The following is a 13,601-nucleotide window of genomic DNA, read 5'->3' on the forward strand; positions in this document are numbered from 1 at the left end:
CCTGAAGAGAGAGCTGTACTGATGGCCTTGGCAATTTTTGATCTGGACGAAACCCTGATCCACGGCGACTGCGCCACCCTCTGGAGCGCACAGATGGGCCGCCTTGGCTGGGTCGACAGCGAGTCGTTCATGCGTCGCAACAACGAACTGATGGACGCTTACAGTCACGGCAAGCTGGCCATGGAAGAGTTCATGAGCTTCAGCCTGGAACCCATGGCGGGACGTACTCCGGAGGAGGTGGCGCACCTGGTGGAGCCTTGGGTGGAAGAGGTGATCGAGCCGATCATTTTCAGCGACGCCTGCAAGACTATCGCCGCTCACCGCCAGGCCGGCGACCGGATCCTGGTGATTTCCGCCTCGGGCACCCATCTGGTGAAGCCGATTGCCGCCCGCCTGGGCATCGACGAAGTGCTGGGCATTGAGCTGGAAGTACTGCACGGCGTATATAGCGGCAATACCCTTGGCACTCTGACCTACCGCGAAGGCAAGATCACCCGCCTGCTGGAATGGCTGGACGCCGAGGAAGAAAACCTGGAAGGCGCGACGTTCTACTCAGACTCGCGCAATGACCTGCCGCTGCTACTGCGGGTAGACCATCCCCAAGTGGTGAACCCGGACCCGGTACTGCGCGAACATGCAGAGAAGTCCGGTTGGCCGATCCACCACTGGAAGTAACCCTTGGCCCTGAAATGCCCGGACAGCCAGCTTCTATAGAAGCTGGCTGGTGTAGGAGGCGACTTGCTAGCCAAGCGGGTTGCAACACCCTTTCGCCGGCCAGCCGGCTCCTACGCCAGCAATCACGTCAGGCTGGAGTCGATCACCAGCACCAGCTTGCCCGAGACCTGATTGGTCGCCAGCTCGGCAAATGCCGCTTCGGCGTCCCTGATCGCAAAGGTTTTGGCCAACTGTGGGCTCAGGCGCCCTTCAGCGAACAGCGGCCAGACGTTCTGCCCGAGGTCACGGAAAAGGTCAGCCTTGAACTGTTCGTCGCGGCTACGCAGGGTCGAGCCCAACAGCTGGATACGCTTGGCCAGCACCTGAGCCAGGTCCAGTTGCGCTTCACGCCCGCCCATCAGACCAATCAGCACCCAGCGCCCATCAAGGGCCAGCAGCTTGAGGTTGCTGACCGCGTAATTGGCCCCTACAGGATCGAGGATCACGTCAAATGGACCGAAGTCCCGTAGCGCTTCCAGCCCCTCAGTCCGCACCACACCGCCTTGGGCGCCAAGACGTTCGCAATAGGCCAGGCGATCGGCGGAGCCGACACTCACCCAGCATGGATTGCCAAACGCCTTGCACAGCTGGATCGCGGCCGAACCGACACCACTGGCCCCCGCGTGCAACAGCACCTTCTCGCCAGGCTTGAGCGCCGCCAGTTGGAACAAATTGAGCCAGGCCGTGCTGTAGACCTCGGGCAACGCCGCGGCTTCGGCCAGGGACAACCCCTCGGGCACCGGCAGCACATGACGAGCATCAACCACCACTTCCTCGGCCATGCCGCCACCGGCCAGCAGCGCGCACACCCGGTCACCGATCTGCCAGGAAGAACCCGGCCCCACTTCGCTGATAATCCCGGAACACTCCAGGCCCAGGATCGGGCTGGCTCCCGGAGGTGGCGGATAGAGCCCTGCACGCTGCAACAGGTCGGCCCGATTGAGACCCGCAGCCGCCACCCGAATGCGAACCTGCCCTACATCACAGGCAGGACTTGGCTCTTCAACCCACTCCACATGACCTTCAACGCCTTGCAATGCTTTCACAGTGCCTCCATAGTGAGTCCGGACTGAGCCCGGAGCGGTAGCACCGGGCTTTTTGCATTATGCGACCGGTCCTTATGGAACCGGCGACTTCAAAGACGGCCTAATATGCGTTATCAATTGCCCCCGCGTCGAATCAGCATGAAGCATTTGTTCCCCAGCACCGCCCTCGCCCTTTTCATTGGTTTCGGCCTTCTGCCGATGTCGACCAATACGTTCGCAGCCAATAGCTGGGATCAACTTCAGCCCGATCGCGATGAGGTAATTGCCAGCCTCAATGTTGTAGAACTGCTCAAACGCCACCACTACAGCAAACCGCCGCTGGATGATGCGCGCTCGGTGATCATCTATGACAGCTACCTGAAGCTGTTGGACCCATCGCGCAGCTACTTCATGGCCAGCGACATCGCGGAATTCGACAAATGGAAAACCCAGTTTGACGACTTCCTCAAGAGCGGCGACCTGAATGCCGGCTTCACCATCTACAAGCGTTATCTGGACCGGGTCAAAGCGCGTCTGGACTTCGCCCTGGCGGAGCTCAACAAAGGCGTCGACAAGATCGACTTCAACGCCAAGGAGACCTTGCTGATCGACCGCAAGGACGCCCCTTGGCTCAAGACCACCGCAGAGCTTGACGACCTGTGGCGCAAACGCGTCAAGGACGAAGTGCTGCGCATGAAGATCGCTGGCAAGGAGCCCAAGCAGATTCAGGAGACGCTGACCAAGCGCTACAAGAATCAGCTGGCGCGCCTGGACCAGACCCGGGCCGAAGACATCTTCCAGGCCTACATCAACACCTTCGCCATGTCCTACGATCCGCACACCAATTATCTGTCGCCGGATAACGCGGAAAACTTCGACATCAACATGAGCCTGTCGCTGGAAGGCATCGGCGCCGTGTTGCAGAGCGACAACGACCAGGTCAAGGTCGTGCGCCTGGTGCCGGCAGGCCCGGCAGACAAGACCAAGCAGATAGCTCCCGCAGACAAGATCATCGGTGTCGCCCAAGGCAACAAGGAAATGGTTGACGTAGTGGGCTGGCGCCTGGACGAAGTGGTCAAGCTGATCCGTGGTCCGAAAGGCACCCTGGTACGCCTGGAAGTGATCCCGGCCAGCAATGCGCCAAACGACCAGACCAGCAAGATCGTGCCTATCACCCGCGAAGCGGTGAAGCTCGAAGACCAGGCAGTGAAGAAGTCGATCCTCAACCTCAAGCAGGATGGTAAGGACTACAAGCTCGGAGTGATCGAGATCCCGGCCTTCTACCTCGACTTCAAGGCGTTCCGCGCTGGTGATCCGGACTACAAGAGCACCACCCGCGATGTGAAAAAACTGCTGACCGAGTTGCAGAAAGACAAGGTCGATGGCGTGGTCATCGACCTGCGCAACAACGGCGGTGGCTCCCTCCAGGAAGCCACCGAACTGACCAGCCTGTTCATCGACAAAGGGCCGACAGTACTGGTACGCAACGCCGACGGTCGTGTGGATGTGCTGGAGGATGAAAACCCCGGCGCCTTCTATAAAGGCCCGATGGCACTGCTGGTAAACCGTCTCTCCGCCTCGGCTTCAGAAATTTTCGCTGGTGCCATGCAGGACTACCACCGAGCGCTAATCATCGGTGGACAGACCTTCGGCAAAGGTACGGTGCAAACCATTCAGCCACTGAACCATGGCGAGCTGAAACTGACCCTGGCCAAGTTCTATCGGGTTTCCGGCCAGAGCACCCAGCATCAGGGCGTTCTTCCGGACATCGGTTACCCGTCGATCATCGACACCAAGGAAATCGGTGAAAGCGCTCTGCCTGAAGCCATGCCATGGGACACCATTCGCCCGGCCATCAAACCGGCGGTGGATCCGTTCAAGCCATTCCTGGCCCAGCTCAAGGCCGAACATGAAAGCCGTTCAGCGAAAGATGCGGAGTTCGTGTTCATCCGCGACAAGTTGGCCCTGGCACAGAAACTGATGGCGGAAAAAACCGTCAGCCTCAACGAAGCGGATCGTCGGGCACAGCATGCCGACATCGAAGCCAAGCAACTGGCTCTGGAAAATGCTCGTCGCAAGGCCAAGGGTGAAGAGCCGCTCAAAGAGCTGAAGAAAGAAGACGAAGATGCACTGGCAGCTGCCGAGCCAGACAAGACCAAGCCGGAAGACGACGCCTACCTGAGCGAAACAGGGCGCATTCTGCTGGACTATCTGAAGCTCAACACCTCGGTAGCCAAGCACTGAACATGATGGCAATTTAATTCGATCGCTCCTCGGATCGTCATTAAACAGTCATCATTCTGTCGTGAAATAAAGGACCGGGCGCCGCTCTTGAATCAGGAGCGGCGCCCGGTCCTTTTTTTATCGATAGAGATCGCCATGACCACGACCGAACAGCTGAGTGCATTGAGTTCAATCCTGGCTCAAAGCGGTTTGCACAGCCTGTTCCAGCCGATCATTTCTCTCTCGCAGCGACGTATTCTCGGATACGAAGCCTTGAGCCGCGGCCCTTCCAACAGCCCCCTGCACTCCCCGGTCGCCCTGTTCGCGGTGGCCCGCCAGGCCGGGCGCCTGAGCGAACTGGAGTTCGCTTGCCGCCACAGCGCCTGCAAACGCTTCAGCGAGCAGCAATTACCCGGCAAACTGTTCCTCAACGTATCGCCGGAATCCCTGCTGGAAGCGACCCATCAACCAGGCCGGACCCTGCAACTGCTACAGGACGTTGGCATTCCTCCAAGCCAGGTGGTGATCGAACTCACCGAACAGACCCCCATCGACGACTTTCAGCTGTTGCACAACGCCCTGCATCACTACCGGGACATGGGATTTTCCATCGCCCTGGATGACCTCGGCGCCGGTTACTCCAGCCTGCGCCTGTGGTCCGAGCTGCGGCCGGACTATGTAAAGATCGACCGGCACTTTATCGATGGCATCCATCAGGATGCCCTAAAGCGCGAATTCGTCGGCTCGATTCTGCAGATTGCCAAGGCATCCCGCGCCCAGGTGATAGCCGAAGGGATCGAGATGCTCGAGGAACTGGTGGTGCTCAGCGAAATGGGGGTGGATCTGGTCCAGGGCTACTTGCTGTGCCGGCCGCAGGAACAGCCGCCTCGGGATGCCCGGGCAATGATGCCCAAGCATGACCAAACCAGCGTGGCACTCAACGATGAAGGCAGTGACCTCAGCGCGCTGCTCAACGAACAGCCCGCCGTGGCCCGTAATACCCCGACAGCCAACGTGCTGGAAGCCTTTCGGCGGCAAGCCAACCTCAACTCTCTGGCGGTCCTCGACGAACAGGGCCACCCCTGCGGGATCGTCCACCGGCATTCGCTTTCAGATGCCCTGCTCAAGCCCTTTGCTACCGATCTTTTTGCCCGCAAACCCATCAGCCGCCTGATGAATGACGACTTCCTTGCCGTCGAACTCAGCCAGTCCCTGCAACAGGTGAGCCGCCTGATCACCAGTCGCGCCCGGCAACGCATCGAGGAAGACTTCATCATCACCCTCAACGGTCACTACCTGGGACTGGGACGGGTAATAGATGTGCTCAAGTTGATCACCGAACTGAAAATCCAGCAGGCGCGCTATGCCAATCCCCTGACCCTGTTACCGGGCAACGTACCCATCCAGCAATGCCTGACCCGCCTGCTGCAACAAGGGCGAGAGTCAGTGATCTGTTACGTGGACATCGACAGCTTCAAGCCCTTCAACGATATCTACGGCTATGGCCGTGGCGATGAAGTGCTGCTGTGCCTGGCCCAATGCCTGAATGATCGGGTCGACCCGAGTCGTGACTTCGTCGGGCATATTGGCGGGGATGATTTCTTGCTGGTGCTCGGACCTGAAGACTGGCAAAGGCGCCTGAACCAGTTGCTGGACGACTTTCACAGTCAGTGCCGACGCTTCTACCGCAGCGAACACCTGGAAGCCGGTTGCTTTGTCGCCCCCAACCGTCAAGGAGTGCGCCAGGAGTTCCCCTTGCTGTCACTGTCCATCGGCGTCGTGCACTTGTATCCACAGGCTTGTGGACTACTGGATTCCAGCCAATTGGCAGAGCTGGCATCCCAGGCCAAGCATCATGCCAAGAATGTTCAGGGCTACAGCATCCACGTAATCGACAGTTTGGACGCTGCAGCCCGCATGGGAAGCGAGGCGCTCAACGAACCGATGCGGGATCGGAATCCGCCGCCTGATTCAGCTGCATCAGCTTGAGCTCCGCCAGGGGATGCCCGGCCTTGGCCGAGAGCGTCCACCAACGGCTTGCCTCGTCAGCATCAGGAGCCTTGCTGGCGGAGCCGGCGAGGCTGATCACACCCAATTGATAGGCGGCTTTGCCGTCACCAGCCAAAGCCGCCAGGCGCAGCAGGCGAATGCCCTCCTCCCGCGCCCCAAGCCCCTGCCCACGAAAAGTCAGGATGTGTCCGTAAAAACTTTGCGCGTCGACATCCCCCAGATTGGCCATGCGTGCGAATTGCCCCTCCATCCAGCGCCAACTGCGAGGTTCGCGGATAAACCACGGCCAATGAAACAACCGGCGCGCCAGCCAATAGCTGAGTCGTGCCTTGAGTCGCCAGAACATTCAAGCCTCCGCTGATTCGGGGTATTCGTACTCAAACACGCGAACCACTTCCGATGCGTGCCATGAAGCAGCGGCCACGCCATCGGATGGCCCGGAAAAACGCCCCAAGCGCTCCACACACTCAAAGAATCCGGTACGAGGCAAACGGCTAGCGCCTTGGCTGATCACCAATGAACTGCGCAATGGCTGTTCGGCCCGAGCATCCAGGGCCGCCAGATGCTCCAGCGCGGCCGTCAGGGTTTGCATGGCTGGGCTAGGCAGCTGCAATCGCTCCAGCAATGCCCGGTAGGTTAAAAGATGGCGTTGGCGACGGGCTTGATCCAATTCGCCCAACAGCCCATCCCAGTGCTGACGACTGATCCTTACACTCACGATTGCTCCCTCCACCCCGGCACCGTCAACTCCCAGGCCAGGCTGCGGCGAATCGCAGCGTCGGGTTGACGCTCGCCACTTTCAATCAGGGCCAGGTAAGACGGACTGATACCTACTTTGCGGGCCAGCGCCTCGATGGCGATGCCCTTCCCTTCGCGCAAATTGCGTAGTTGATCCAGGCCCGGAAGACTCTGGGCTGGTGGTGCCGCCTGAGAGGTTGCAGCGGCGTGTGGTTGTTGTTTGGTGAGGCCTGCGGCTGTCAATAAAGCTTGATACTGAGCCCACGGCAGAACCGCATATTCGGGCTCGCCATCGCGTTCAATAATCTGAATATCCATTACTACCCCGTAGGACAACGACTCTTACCGAGTCGGACTTTTCCCTTGAAGTGTAATCCTAACAGCGGCGGCGGTCGCGGGGAGCATGATTGTTGAGAGAGCGAGTCAATCGCTTCAGTTTTTCCGCGGCCCCTCCAGCTGCAGTTGTTCCGGTGTATCCGGCAGGCGTTCAACCACCGCCAGTTTTTCCGGCATCTGGCGGTTGCGCCAGGCGCGGAAGGCACCAAGTTCGTCATCCAGGGTCTTCATCAACCACGCCAGCACGGCGATGTCGTCGAGCATGCCGAATACCGGGAGAAAATCGGGGATCGCGTCCACCGGGCTGAGGAAGTACATCAATCCTGCCACTACCGATAGCAAAGCCTTGGGGCTGACAGCGCGATACTCACCTCGCCAGTAAGCCAGACACAGTGCCTGGAGCAGGCGCAGATCCTCCTTGACCTTGCCCAGACGGCCACCCTGGCTGGCCCCCTTGCTGGCCACGGCAAACAGCAGCGTCGGTAAACGACCGCGGCTCAGCAACCGACCAGCCAGGGGCAGGAAGCGAGCAAAACTCCAGGGTGCTTTCATCATCACTCCACTGAAATGTTATCCACACAAATTGTGGATAACCTTGTGAACAGAGCTATTTTTCACAGCTGAAAGCCCCGTTTCATAAGGGCTTAGCTCAGATCGGGCGTTTTTTACTCACATAAAAAAACCCATAATTTCATTGACTTGGCGGCCTTCACAGACTACCCACCGCCGATACCCAGTTCTGACCACCTACGATGGCGCCGGTTCGGAATATTTACCAGCAGTGGCCCGCAGAAACGACAACGCCCCGTAAAAACGGGGCGTTGCTTCAGGCGCAGAGACAGGTTACTTGGCGGCGTCCTGCTTGGCTGGATCCTTGATACCCAGCAGCTCCAGTTCGAACACCAGAACCGAGTTGGCCGGGATCGACGGGCTTGGGCTTTGTGCGCCGTAGGCCAGATCGCTAGGGATGTACAACTTGTACTTCTCACCCACGTGCATCAGTTGCAGACCTTCAACCCAACCCGGGATGACGCCGCTGACAGGCAGATCGATCGGGCTGCCACGCTCTACCGAGCTGTCGAATACAGTGCCGTTAGTCAAAGTACCGGTGTAGTGAACCGTGACCACGTCAGTCGACTTGGGCTGAGGACCATCAGCCTTCTTCAGCACTTCGTACTGCAGGCCGGAAGCAGTGGTAGTCACGCCGGTTTTCTTACCGTTTTCCTCGAGGAATTTCTTGCCGGCAGCAGCCGACTCTTCACTCATCTTGGCCATGCGCTCTTCGGCACGCTTTTGCAGCGCGGCAAAGGCTTCAACCAGTTCCTCATCCTTCAGCTTCTGTTCTTTCTTGCCAACGGCATCTTCGATGCCCTGGGCTACCGCTTTGGAATCCAGGTCATCCATGCCTTCTTGGGCGAGGCTCTTGCCCATGTTCAGGCCGATACCGTAGGAAGCTTTTTGCGCCGGGGTTTTCAGCTCTACGCTGGTCTGCGAGTCACACCCCGCAAGTACCAGGCTAACCAGGGCCACCGCCGCCGCCAACCGATGCTGTTTCATGCTATTTCCTTGTTCATGCGCCTAAAGGGCAATCGAATAAAGCCGCGAGCTTATCAGGCGACCACGACCAATGGCTACCGGCGTAAGAGTAGTAAATGTCCGATAAGTTCACGTCTTTAAACACGTTTTATGCTTTGGGGAACGCCCGCTCAGGCGGCTCGGTGAGGCGCTGGAACGAGCGCGAATAACCATAGCGCAAGTAATGGCTACTTGCCGCGTCAGAGACGCTCAGGCATAAGGAAAGCAAATTCGACAAGGACGTACATCTTGCACCTCATCTACCGTGTATTGCTGTTGATTGCCGTGTTGATCGGCATAGCCCTGGCCGTGGTTGTGTACTACATCGCCAACCCCAAGCTTCCCGACTATGTGCCCGTCGAGCAGGTGCACTATCTGGACCAGTGGGACGCCGCCGACCGCCAGACGTACTATTTCACCCCCCAAGGCACTCAGGTCAAAGGCCTGCGCTATGAATGGTTCACCGCCCTGGAGCTGCCCTTCTCCAAGCAGTCCTTTGCAGCGCCGGAGTACCTGGCACGCTTCGGATTCCTGGTTCAGCCCGGACAGAAAGCCACCGCGCAGAATCCCGGCAACCTGCCAGTAGGGTTCGCCCGACACCAGAACCCAGGCAGCCCGGAACAGTACCTGGACATCACCTGCGCCGCCTGCCACACCGGGGAACTGCGCTTCAACCATCAGGCATTGCGAATCGATGGCGGATCGGCGCAACACGTGTTGCCCTCCAGCGTGCCAACCCTGCGCGGCGGCAGCTTCGGCCAGGCGCTGGTAGCCAGTCTGGCCACCACCTACTACAACCCATGGAAATTCGAGCGTTTCGCCCGCAAAGTGCTGGGCGCAGACTATGACGCGCAACATGAACAACTGCGCAAGGACTTCAAGGCCTCGCTGGACACCTTCCTCCGAGTCGCCTGGAACGACACCCATCGTGGCCTCTATCCCACCGAGGAAGGCCCGGGCCGTACCGATGCCTTCGGCCGCATAGCCAACGCCAGTTTCGGCGACGCGATTTCCCCAGAGAACTACCGCATCGCCAACGCCCCGGTGGATTACCCACAACTGTGGGACATCTGGACCTTCGATTGGGTGCAGTGGAATGGTTCAGCACAGCAACCCATGGCCCGCAACATAGGCGAGGCCCTGGGGGTCGGTGCCACCCTCAATCTGTTCGACAGCAACGGCCAACCCCTCACCGGCGATGCCCGCTACCCGTCCAGTGTGCGGGTTCGCGACCTCAACCATATAGAAGAAACCTTGCAGCGCCTGAAGCCTCCCACATGGCCTGAGGCACTGCTGGGCACTGTCGATAAACCTCTGGCTGCCAAGGGCCGCGACCTGTTCGCCAGCCACTGCGCCGGCTGTCACCTACCGACAGTGAGCGAGAGCAACGGCCGCCCAGTGCAGCAACTGAAGATGCTCCCGGTTTCGGTGATTGGTACCGACCCGAACTCCGCCAGCAACATCGCCGATTTGCGCTATGACCTGAGTGCCCTGCAATGGGACACCGCCGAACTGGCCAAGTCCAACGTCGAACTGCACCCGACGCCCACTGAACCACTTGACCTGAGCCAACTCTCGGCCGCGAAGGGCCTGGCCTATATCACCGCCTTCGTCGAGGAACGTGCCTACCGCGATGCCAAGGTCACTCCCGAGGAACGGCCACGGCTGGATGGCTATGGCCTGCCGATCGGCGTACGGGAGCTGCGTGCCTACAAGGCCCGGCCACTGGCTGGAGTCTGGGCGACACCGCCTTACCTGCACAACGGCTCGGTGCCCAACCTGTATCAACTGCTTTCGCCGCAATCCGAACGCTCCACCACCTTCTATCGAGGCACCTTCGAATACGATCCCAAGCACCTGGGCTATCGCCCGGAAGCCTTCAAGAATGGCTTTGAATTCGATACCCGCATCAGCGGCAACCACAACAGCGGCCACGAATTCCGTGCCGGCCAGCGTGGCAACGGCGTCATCGGCCCTCTGCTGCAACCCGAAGAGCGCTGGGCGCTGCTGGAATACTTGAAAGTGCTAGGCGGACCGCTGGAGTCACAACTGCCATGAAACTCGATCTCGCAAGAAAACGACCGTCACTGCTGGCCAGGCTCTGGCTAAGCCTCGGTGCATTGCTGGGCAAGACTCTGTTACTGCTGGCCGGCATCGGCCTGCTGGGTTGGGCCCTGGGCAGCGCCTGGTTCGCCTGGCAGCACCGTGGTCCGGTGGCAGTGCAGGAGCAGATTCCCGCCGATGAAGCCGCACGCACCCAGGACATCATCCAGACCGCCGTACGCATCGTCGATCAACACCGCGAAGGCACGCGCTACCTGCGCGATGCCCACGCCAAGGCTCATGGCTGCGTGAAAGCCGAGGTCCAGGTGCTCAAGGACCTGAATTCGGAACTGCGCCAGGGTGTATTCGCCAACCCCGGCCAGATCTGGCAAGCGACCGTGCGTTTGTCCAACGGCAATGCCTATCCGCAGTTCGACAGCATTCGCGATGCCCGCGGCATGGCGATCAAACTGCTGGATGTTCCTGGGCAACAGCTGATCCCCGCGGAATCGGCGCGACGCGAGCAGGACTTCGTGATGTTCAATCATCCGAACTTCTTCGTCAGCGATGTGGCGGAGTATCAACAAAACATTGCCGCCCAGGCGGATGGCAAGAAAGTCGGCGCCTTCTTCCCTGGCTGGGACCCTCGCAGCTGGCAGATCCGCCATCTGTTCATCGCCTTGGCCACGTTGTCACCAGCACCAGCCAGCCCGACCCAGACGACCTACTTTTCGGTCTCGCCCTACAAGTTCGGTAACGCCAACGCCAAGTTCCGGGTCATGCCGGACCCGGACAGCTGCCCGGCCTACAACTTGCCAGCGCAGAACCAGGACCTGCCCAACTTCTTGCGCAGCGCACTGACCCAGCAGCTCTCCACCGATCGGATGCCAGCCTGCTTCGTGCTGCAGATCCAGCGCCAGGATCCGAGCCGGTTCATGCCGATCGAAGACACCAGCATCGAGTGGAAAGAAAGCGACGCACCGTTTGAAACCGTGGCCCGATTGACGATCCCCGCCCAGGACTTCGACACTCCTGCGCAAAACCTCGCCTGCGACAATCAATCCTTCAATCCCTGGTTCGGCATTGAGGCCCATCGCCCTATCGGTGGTATCAACCGCTTGCGCAAAGCGGTCTACGAAGCTGTCAGTGACTACCGGCACAGCCGTAACGCCGAGCAGTAAGCCCTGAAACAAGAAAAGCGGCCTGCGGGCCGCTTTTGGGGGTGCCGGATTTGCCTAAAGCCAAACCCCAGACAGCAAAAAGCCCGCGTTAGCGGGCTTTCCGTGATGACCTGGCGTTCAGTGTTCCAGGTTATCGAATATGGCGCAGCGGACGGGACTCGAACCCGCGACCCCCGGCGTGACAGGCCGGTATTCTAACCGACTGAACTACCGCTGCGCGTAGCGTTGAAAGTAAGTGGTGGGTGATGACGGGATCGAACCGCCGACATTCTGCTTGTAAGGCAGACGCTCTCCCAGCTGAGCTAATCACCCTTTACCTTCGTTGCGGGGCGCATTATGCCACAGAAATTCTTAAAGTGTTGATTTAATTGATAATTTTATCAAAAAAATCTGAATTCCCATGAAATGCCGCACTACCCACAAACTCTTTACAGCAAAAAGCCCGCGCTAGCGGGCTTTCTGTGGTGACCTGGCGTTCAGTGTTCCAGGTTACCGAATATGGCGCAGCGGACGGGACTCGAACCCGCGACCCCCGGCGTGACAGGCCGGTATTCTAACCGACTGAACTACCGCTGCGCGTAACACTGAATGCGAATGGTGGGTGATGACGGGATCGAACCGCCGACATTCTGCTTGTAAGGCAGACGCTCTCCCAGCTGAGCTAATCACCCTTCACGTTCGGTGTGGCGCGCATTCTACGGAGCAGCCCCCACTCTGGCAAGCACTTTTTATAATAATTTTTTCAGGCCTTCCAAAGGCTTAGCGAAGGGTTGGCCTGAGCAGCAGCGAAGAGAATAATGCCCTCCTTTGTATAAAGGAGAGATTCACCCCATGTGGTTCAAAAACCTGCTGATCTATCGCCTGACCCAAGATCTGCCTTTTGATGCTGAGGCGCTGGAAACTGCACTGGCGACCAAACTGGCGCGCCCCTGTGCAAGCCAGGAGTTGACCACTTACGGTTTCGTCGCCCCTTTCGGCAAAGGTGAAGACGCCCCGCTGGTGCACGTCAGCCAGGACTTCATGCTGGTGGCAGCGCGCAAAGAAGAACGCATCCTGCCTGGCAGCGTGGTGCGCGACGCGGTGAAGGAAAAGGTCGAAGAGATCGAAGCCGAGCAGATGCGCAAGGTCTATAAGAAGGAGCGCGACCAGATCAAGGATGAAATCATCCAGGCGTTCCTGCCCCGGGCCTTTATCCGCCGCTCCTCGACCTTCGCCGCCATCGCCCCAAAACAAGGGCTGATTCTGGTCAACTCCGCTAGCCCCAAGCGCGCCGAAGACCTGCTCTCCACTCTGCGTGAAGTCCTCGGCACCCTGCCAGTACGTCCACTGACCGTGAAGATTGCTCCGAGCGCGATCATGACCGACTGGGTCAAGACCCAGAAAGCCGCCAACGATTTCTTCGTCCTTGATGAGTGCGAACTGCGCGATACCCATGAAGACGGCGGCATCGTGCGCTGCAAGCGCCAGGACCTGACCGGCGAGGAAATCCAGCTGCACCTGAGCACCGGCAAGGTGGTCACCCAACTGTCTCTGGCCTGGCAGGACAAACTGTCTTTCATGCTCGACGACAAGATGGTGGTCAAGCGCCTGAAGTTCGAAGACCTGCTGCAGGATCAGGCGGAACAGGACGGCGGCGATGAAGCCCTCGGCCAGCAGGACGCCAGCTTCACCCTGATGATGCTGACTTTCGGCGACTTCCTGCCGGCGCTGTTCGAGGCCCTGGGTGGCGAGGAGATTCCGCAAGGCATCTGACGCC

12 protein-coding genes and 4 tRNA genes are annotated in these 13,601 nt (G+C 59.3%); 6 read left to right on the top strand and 10 right to left on the bottom strand.

The annotated features are described in order from the left end of the window. The first annotated feature begins 21 nt into the window (after positions 1–21). Positions 22–675: an HAD family hydrolase gene (locus WIN67_RS22300; protein ID WP_123394158.1), complete on the top strand. Its 654-nt coding sequence runs from the start codon at positions 22–24 to the stop codon at positions 673–675. Between the two features lie 122 nt (positions 676–797). On the opposite strand, the gene WIN67_RS22305 is transcribed toward WIN67_RS22300, so the two are convergent. Next, the gene (locus WIN67_RS22305; RefSeq protein WP_300242816.1) at positions 798–1,760 is read right to left on the bottom strand and encodes a zinc-binding dehydrogenase; all 963 of its coding nucleotides are present in this window, start codon (positions 1,758–1,760) and stop codon (positions 798–800) included. Between the two features lie 138 nt (positions 1,761–1,898). Here WIN67_RS22305 and WIN67_RS22310 point away from each other — a divergent pair, with 138 nt between their 5' ends. Beyond that, the gene (locus WIN67_RS22310; RefSeq protein ID WP_170001897.1) at positions 1,899–3,983 is read left to right on the top strand and encodes a carboxy terminal-processing peptidase; all 2,085 of its coding nucleotides are present in this window, start codon (positions 1,899–1,901) and stop codon (positions 3,981–3,983) included. Positions 3,984–4,118: 135 nt separating this feature from the next. After that, a complete protein-coding gene (locus WIN67_RS22315) occupies positions 4,119–5,951 on the top strand; it encodes a bifunctional diguanylate cyclase/phosphodiesterase (RefSeq protein ID WP_110594668.1) in 1,833 nt (610 codons plus the stop codon). On the opposite strand, the gene WIN67_RS22320 is transcribed toward WIN67_RS22315, so the two are convergent. The 5 genes from WIN67_RS22320 to WIN67_RS22340 all read right to left on the bottom strand — a co-directional run bounded on the left by WIN67_RS22320 (position 5,896) and on the right by WIN67_RS22340 (position 8,603). Then, entirely contained in the window at positions 5,896–6,318 is a 423-nt protein-coding gene (locus WIN67_RS22320) for a sel1 repeat family protein (protein ID WP_110594670.1), read from the bottom strand. The two genes, WIN67_RS22315 and WIN67_RS22320, sit on opposite strands and share 56 nt — an antisense overlap. After that, positions 6,319–6,690: a hypothetical protein gene (locus WIN67_RS22325; RefSeq protein WP_003179080.1), complete on the bottom strand. Its 372-nt coding sequence runs from the start codon at positions 6,688–6,690 to the stop codon at positions 6,319–6,321. Continuing rightward, entirely contained in the window at positions 6,687–7,028 is a 342-nt protein-coding gene (locus WIN67_RS22330; protein WP_102860777.1) for a helix-turn-helix domain-containing protein, read from the bottom strand. The genes WIN67_RS22325 and WIN67_RS22330 overlap by 4 nt, the downstream gene beginning before the upstream one ends. Before the next feature lie 114 nt (positions 7,029–7,142). After that, positions 7,143–7,598, bottom strand: coding sequence for a YkvA family protein (locus tag WIN67_RS22335; protein WP_102880528.1), 456 nt, complete (start codon positions 7,596–7,598; stop codon positions 7,143–7,145). Between the two features lie 291 nt (positions 7,599–7,889). Continuing rightward, positions 7,890–8,603, bottom strand: coding sequence for an FKBP-type peptidyl-prolyl cis-trans isomerase (locus tag WIN67_RS22340; RefSeq protein WP_102860775.1), 714 nt, complete (start codon positions 8,601–8,603; stop codon positions 7,890–7,892). A 267-nt stretch (positions 8,604–8,870) separates the two neighbouring features. Here WIN67_RS22340 and WIN67_RS22345 point away from each other — a divergent pair, with 267 nt between their 5' ends. Together WIN67_RS22345 and WIN67_RS22350 are read left to right on the top strand one after the other, a co-directional pair. Continuing rightward, positions 8,871–10,679, top strand: a complete 1,809-nt coding sequence (locus tag WIN67_RS22345; protein ID WP_339070060.1) for a di-heme-cytochrome C peroxidase — start codon at positions 8,871–8,873, stop codon at positions 10,677–10,679. Beyond that, positions 10,676–11,845: a catalase family protein gene (locus WIN67_RS22350; protein WP_123394154.1), complete on the top strand. Its 1,170-nt coding sequence runs from the start codon at positions 10,676–10,678 to the stop codon at positions 11,843–11,845. Before WIN67_RS22345 ends, WIN67_RS22350 begins: the two co-directional genes overlap by 4 nt. A 140-nt stretch (positions 11,846–11,985) precedes the next feature. Here the strand turns inward: WIN67_RS22350 and WIN67_RS22355 are convergent. From WIN67_RS22355 to WIN67_RS22370, 4 genes are all read right to left on the bottom strand, one after another. Then, positions 11,986–12,062, bottom strand: a tRNA-Asp gene (locus tag WIN67_RS22355). 19 nt (positions 12,063–12,081) lie between these two features. Continuing rightward, positions 12,082–12,157: transfer RNA gene (locus WIN67_RS22360), tRNA-Val, on the bottom strand. Positions 12,158–12,344: 187 nt separating this feature from the next. Further along, a tRNA-Asp gene (locus WIN67_RS22365) sits at positions 12,345–12,421 on the bottom strand. Positions 12,422–12,440: 19 nt separating this feature from the next. Beyond that, a tRNA-Val gene (locus tag WIN67_RS22370) sits at positions 12,441–12,516 on the bottom strand. Positions 12,517–12,676: 160 nt separating this feature from the next. Between WIN67_RS22370 and rdgC the strand changes: the two genes are divergently transcribed. Beyond that, positions 12,677–13,597 (top strand): recombination-associated protein RdgC, encoded by a 921-nt coding sequence (gene rdgC / locus WIN67_RS22375; RefSeq protein WP_339070061.1) that lies wholly within the window; start codon positions 12,677–12,679, stop codon positions 13,595–13,597. Positions 13,598–13,601 lie beyond the last annotated feature (4 nt).

The sequence above is a fragment of the Pseudomonas idahonensis genome, from assembly GCF_037903935.1.
Lineage (GTDB): Bacteria > Pseudomonadota > Gammaproteobacteria > Pseudomonadales > Pseudomonadaceae > Aquipseudomonas > Aquipseudomonas danubii.

Bases quoted from the DNA above. Each gene is read 5' to 3' on its own strand.
- WIN67_RS22310 (WP_170001897.1), top strand. From the start codon at position 1,899: ATGAAGCATTTGTTCCCCAGCACCGCCCTCGCCCTTTTCATTGGTTTC.
- WIN67_RS22300 (WP_123394158.1), top strand. From the start codon at position 22: ATGGCCTTGGCAATTTTTGATCTGGACGAAACCCTGATCCACGGCGAC.
- WIN67_RS22330 (WP_102860777.1), bottom strand. From the start codon at position 7,028: ATGGATATTCAGATTATTGAACGCGATGGCGAGCCCGAATATGCGGTT.
- rdgC (WP_339070061.1), top strand. From the start codon at position 12,677: ATGTGGTTCAAAAACCTGCTGATCTATCGCCTGACCCAAGATCTGCCT.
- WIN67_RS22335 (WP_102880528.1), bottom strand. From the start codon at position 7,598: ATGAAAGCACCCTGGAGTTTTGCTCGCTTCCTGCCCCTGGCTGGTCGG.
- WIN67_RS22340 (WP_102860775.1), bottom strand. From the start codon at position 8,603: ATGAAACAGCATCGGTTGGCGGCGGCGGTGGCCCTGGTTAGCCTGGTA.
- WIN67_RS22315 (WP_110594668.1), top strand. From the start codon at position 4,119: ATGACCACGACCGAACAGCTGAGTGCATTGAGTTCAATCCTGGCTCAA.
- WIN67_RS22350 (WP_123394154.1), top strand. From the start codon at position 10,676: ATGAAACTCGATCTCGCAAGAAAACGACCGTCACTGCTGGCCAGGCTC.
- WIN67_RS22320 (WP_110594670.1), bottom strand. From the start codon at position 6,318: ATGTTCTGGCGACTCAAGGCACGACTCAGCTATTGGCTGGCGCGCCGG.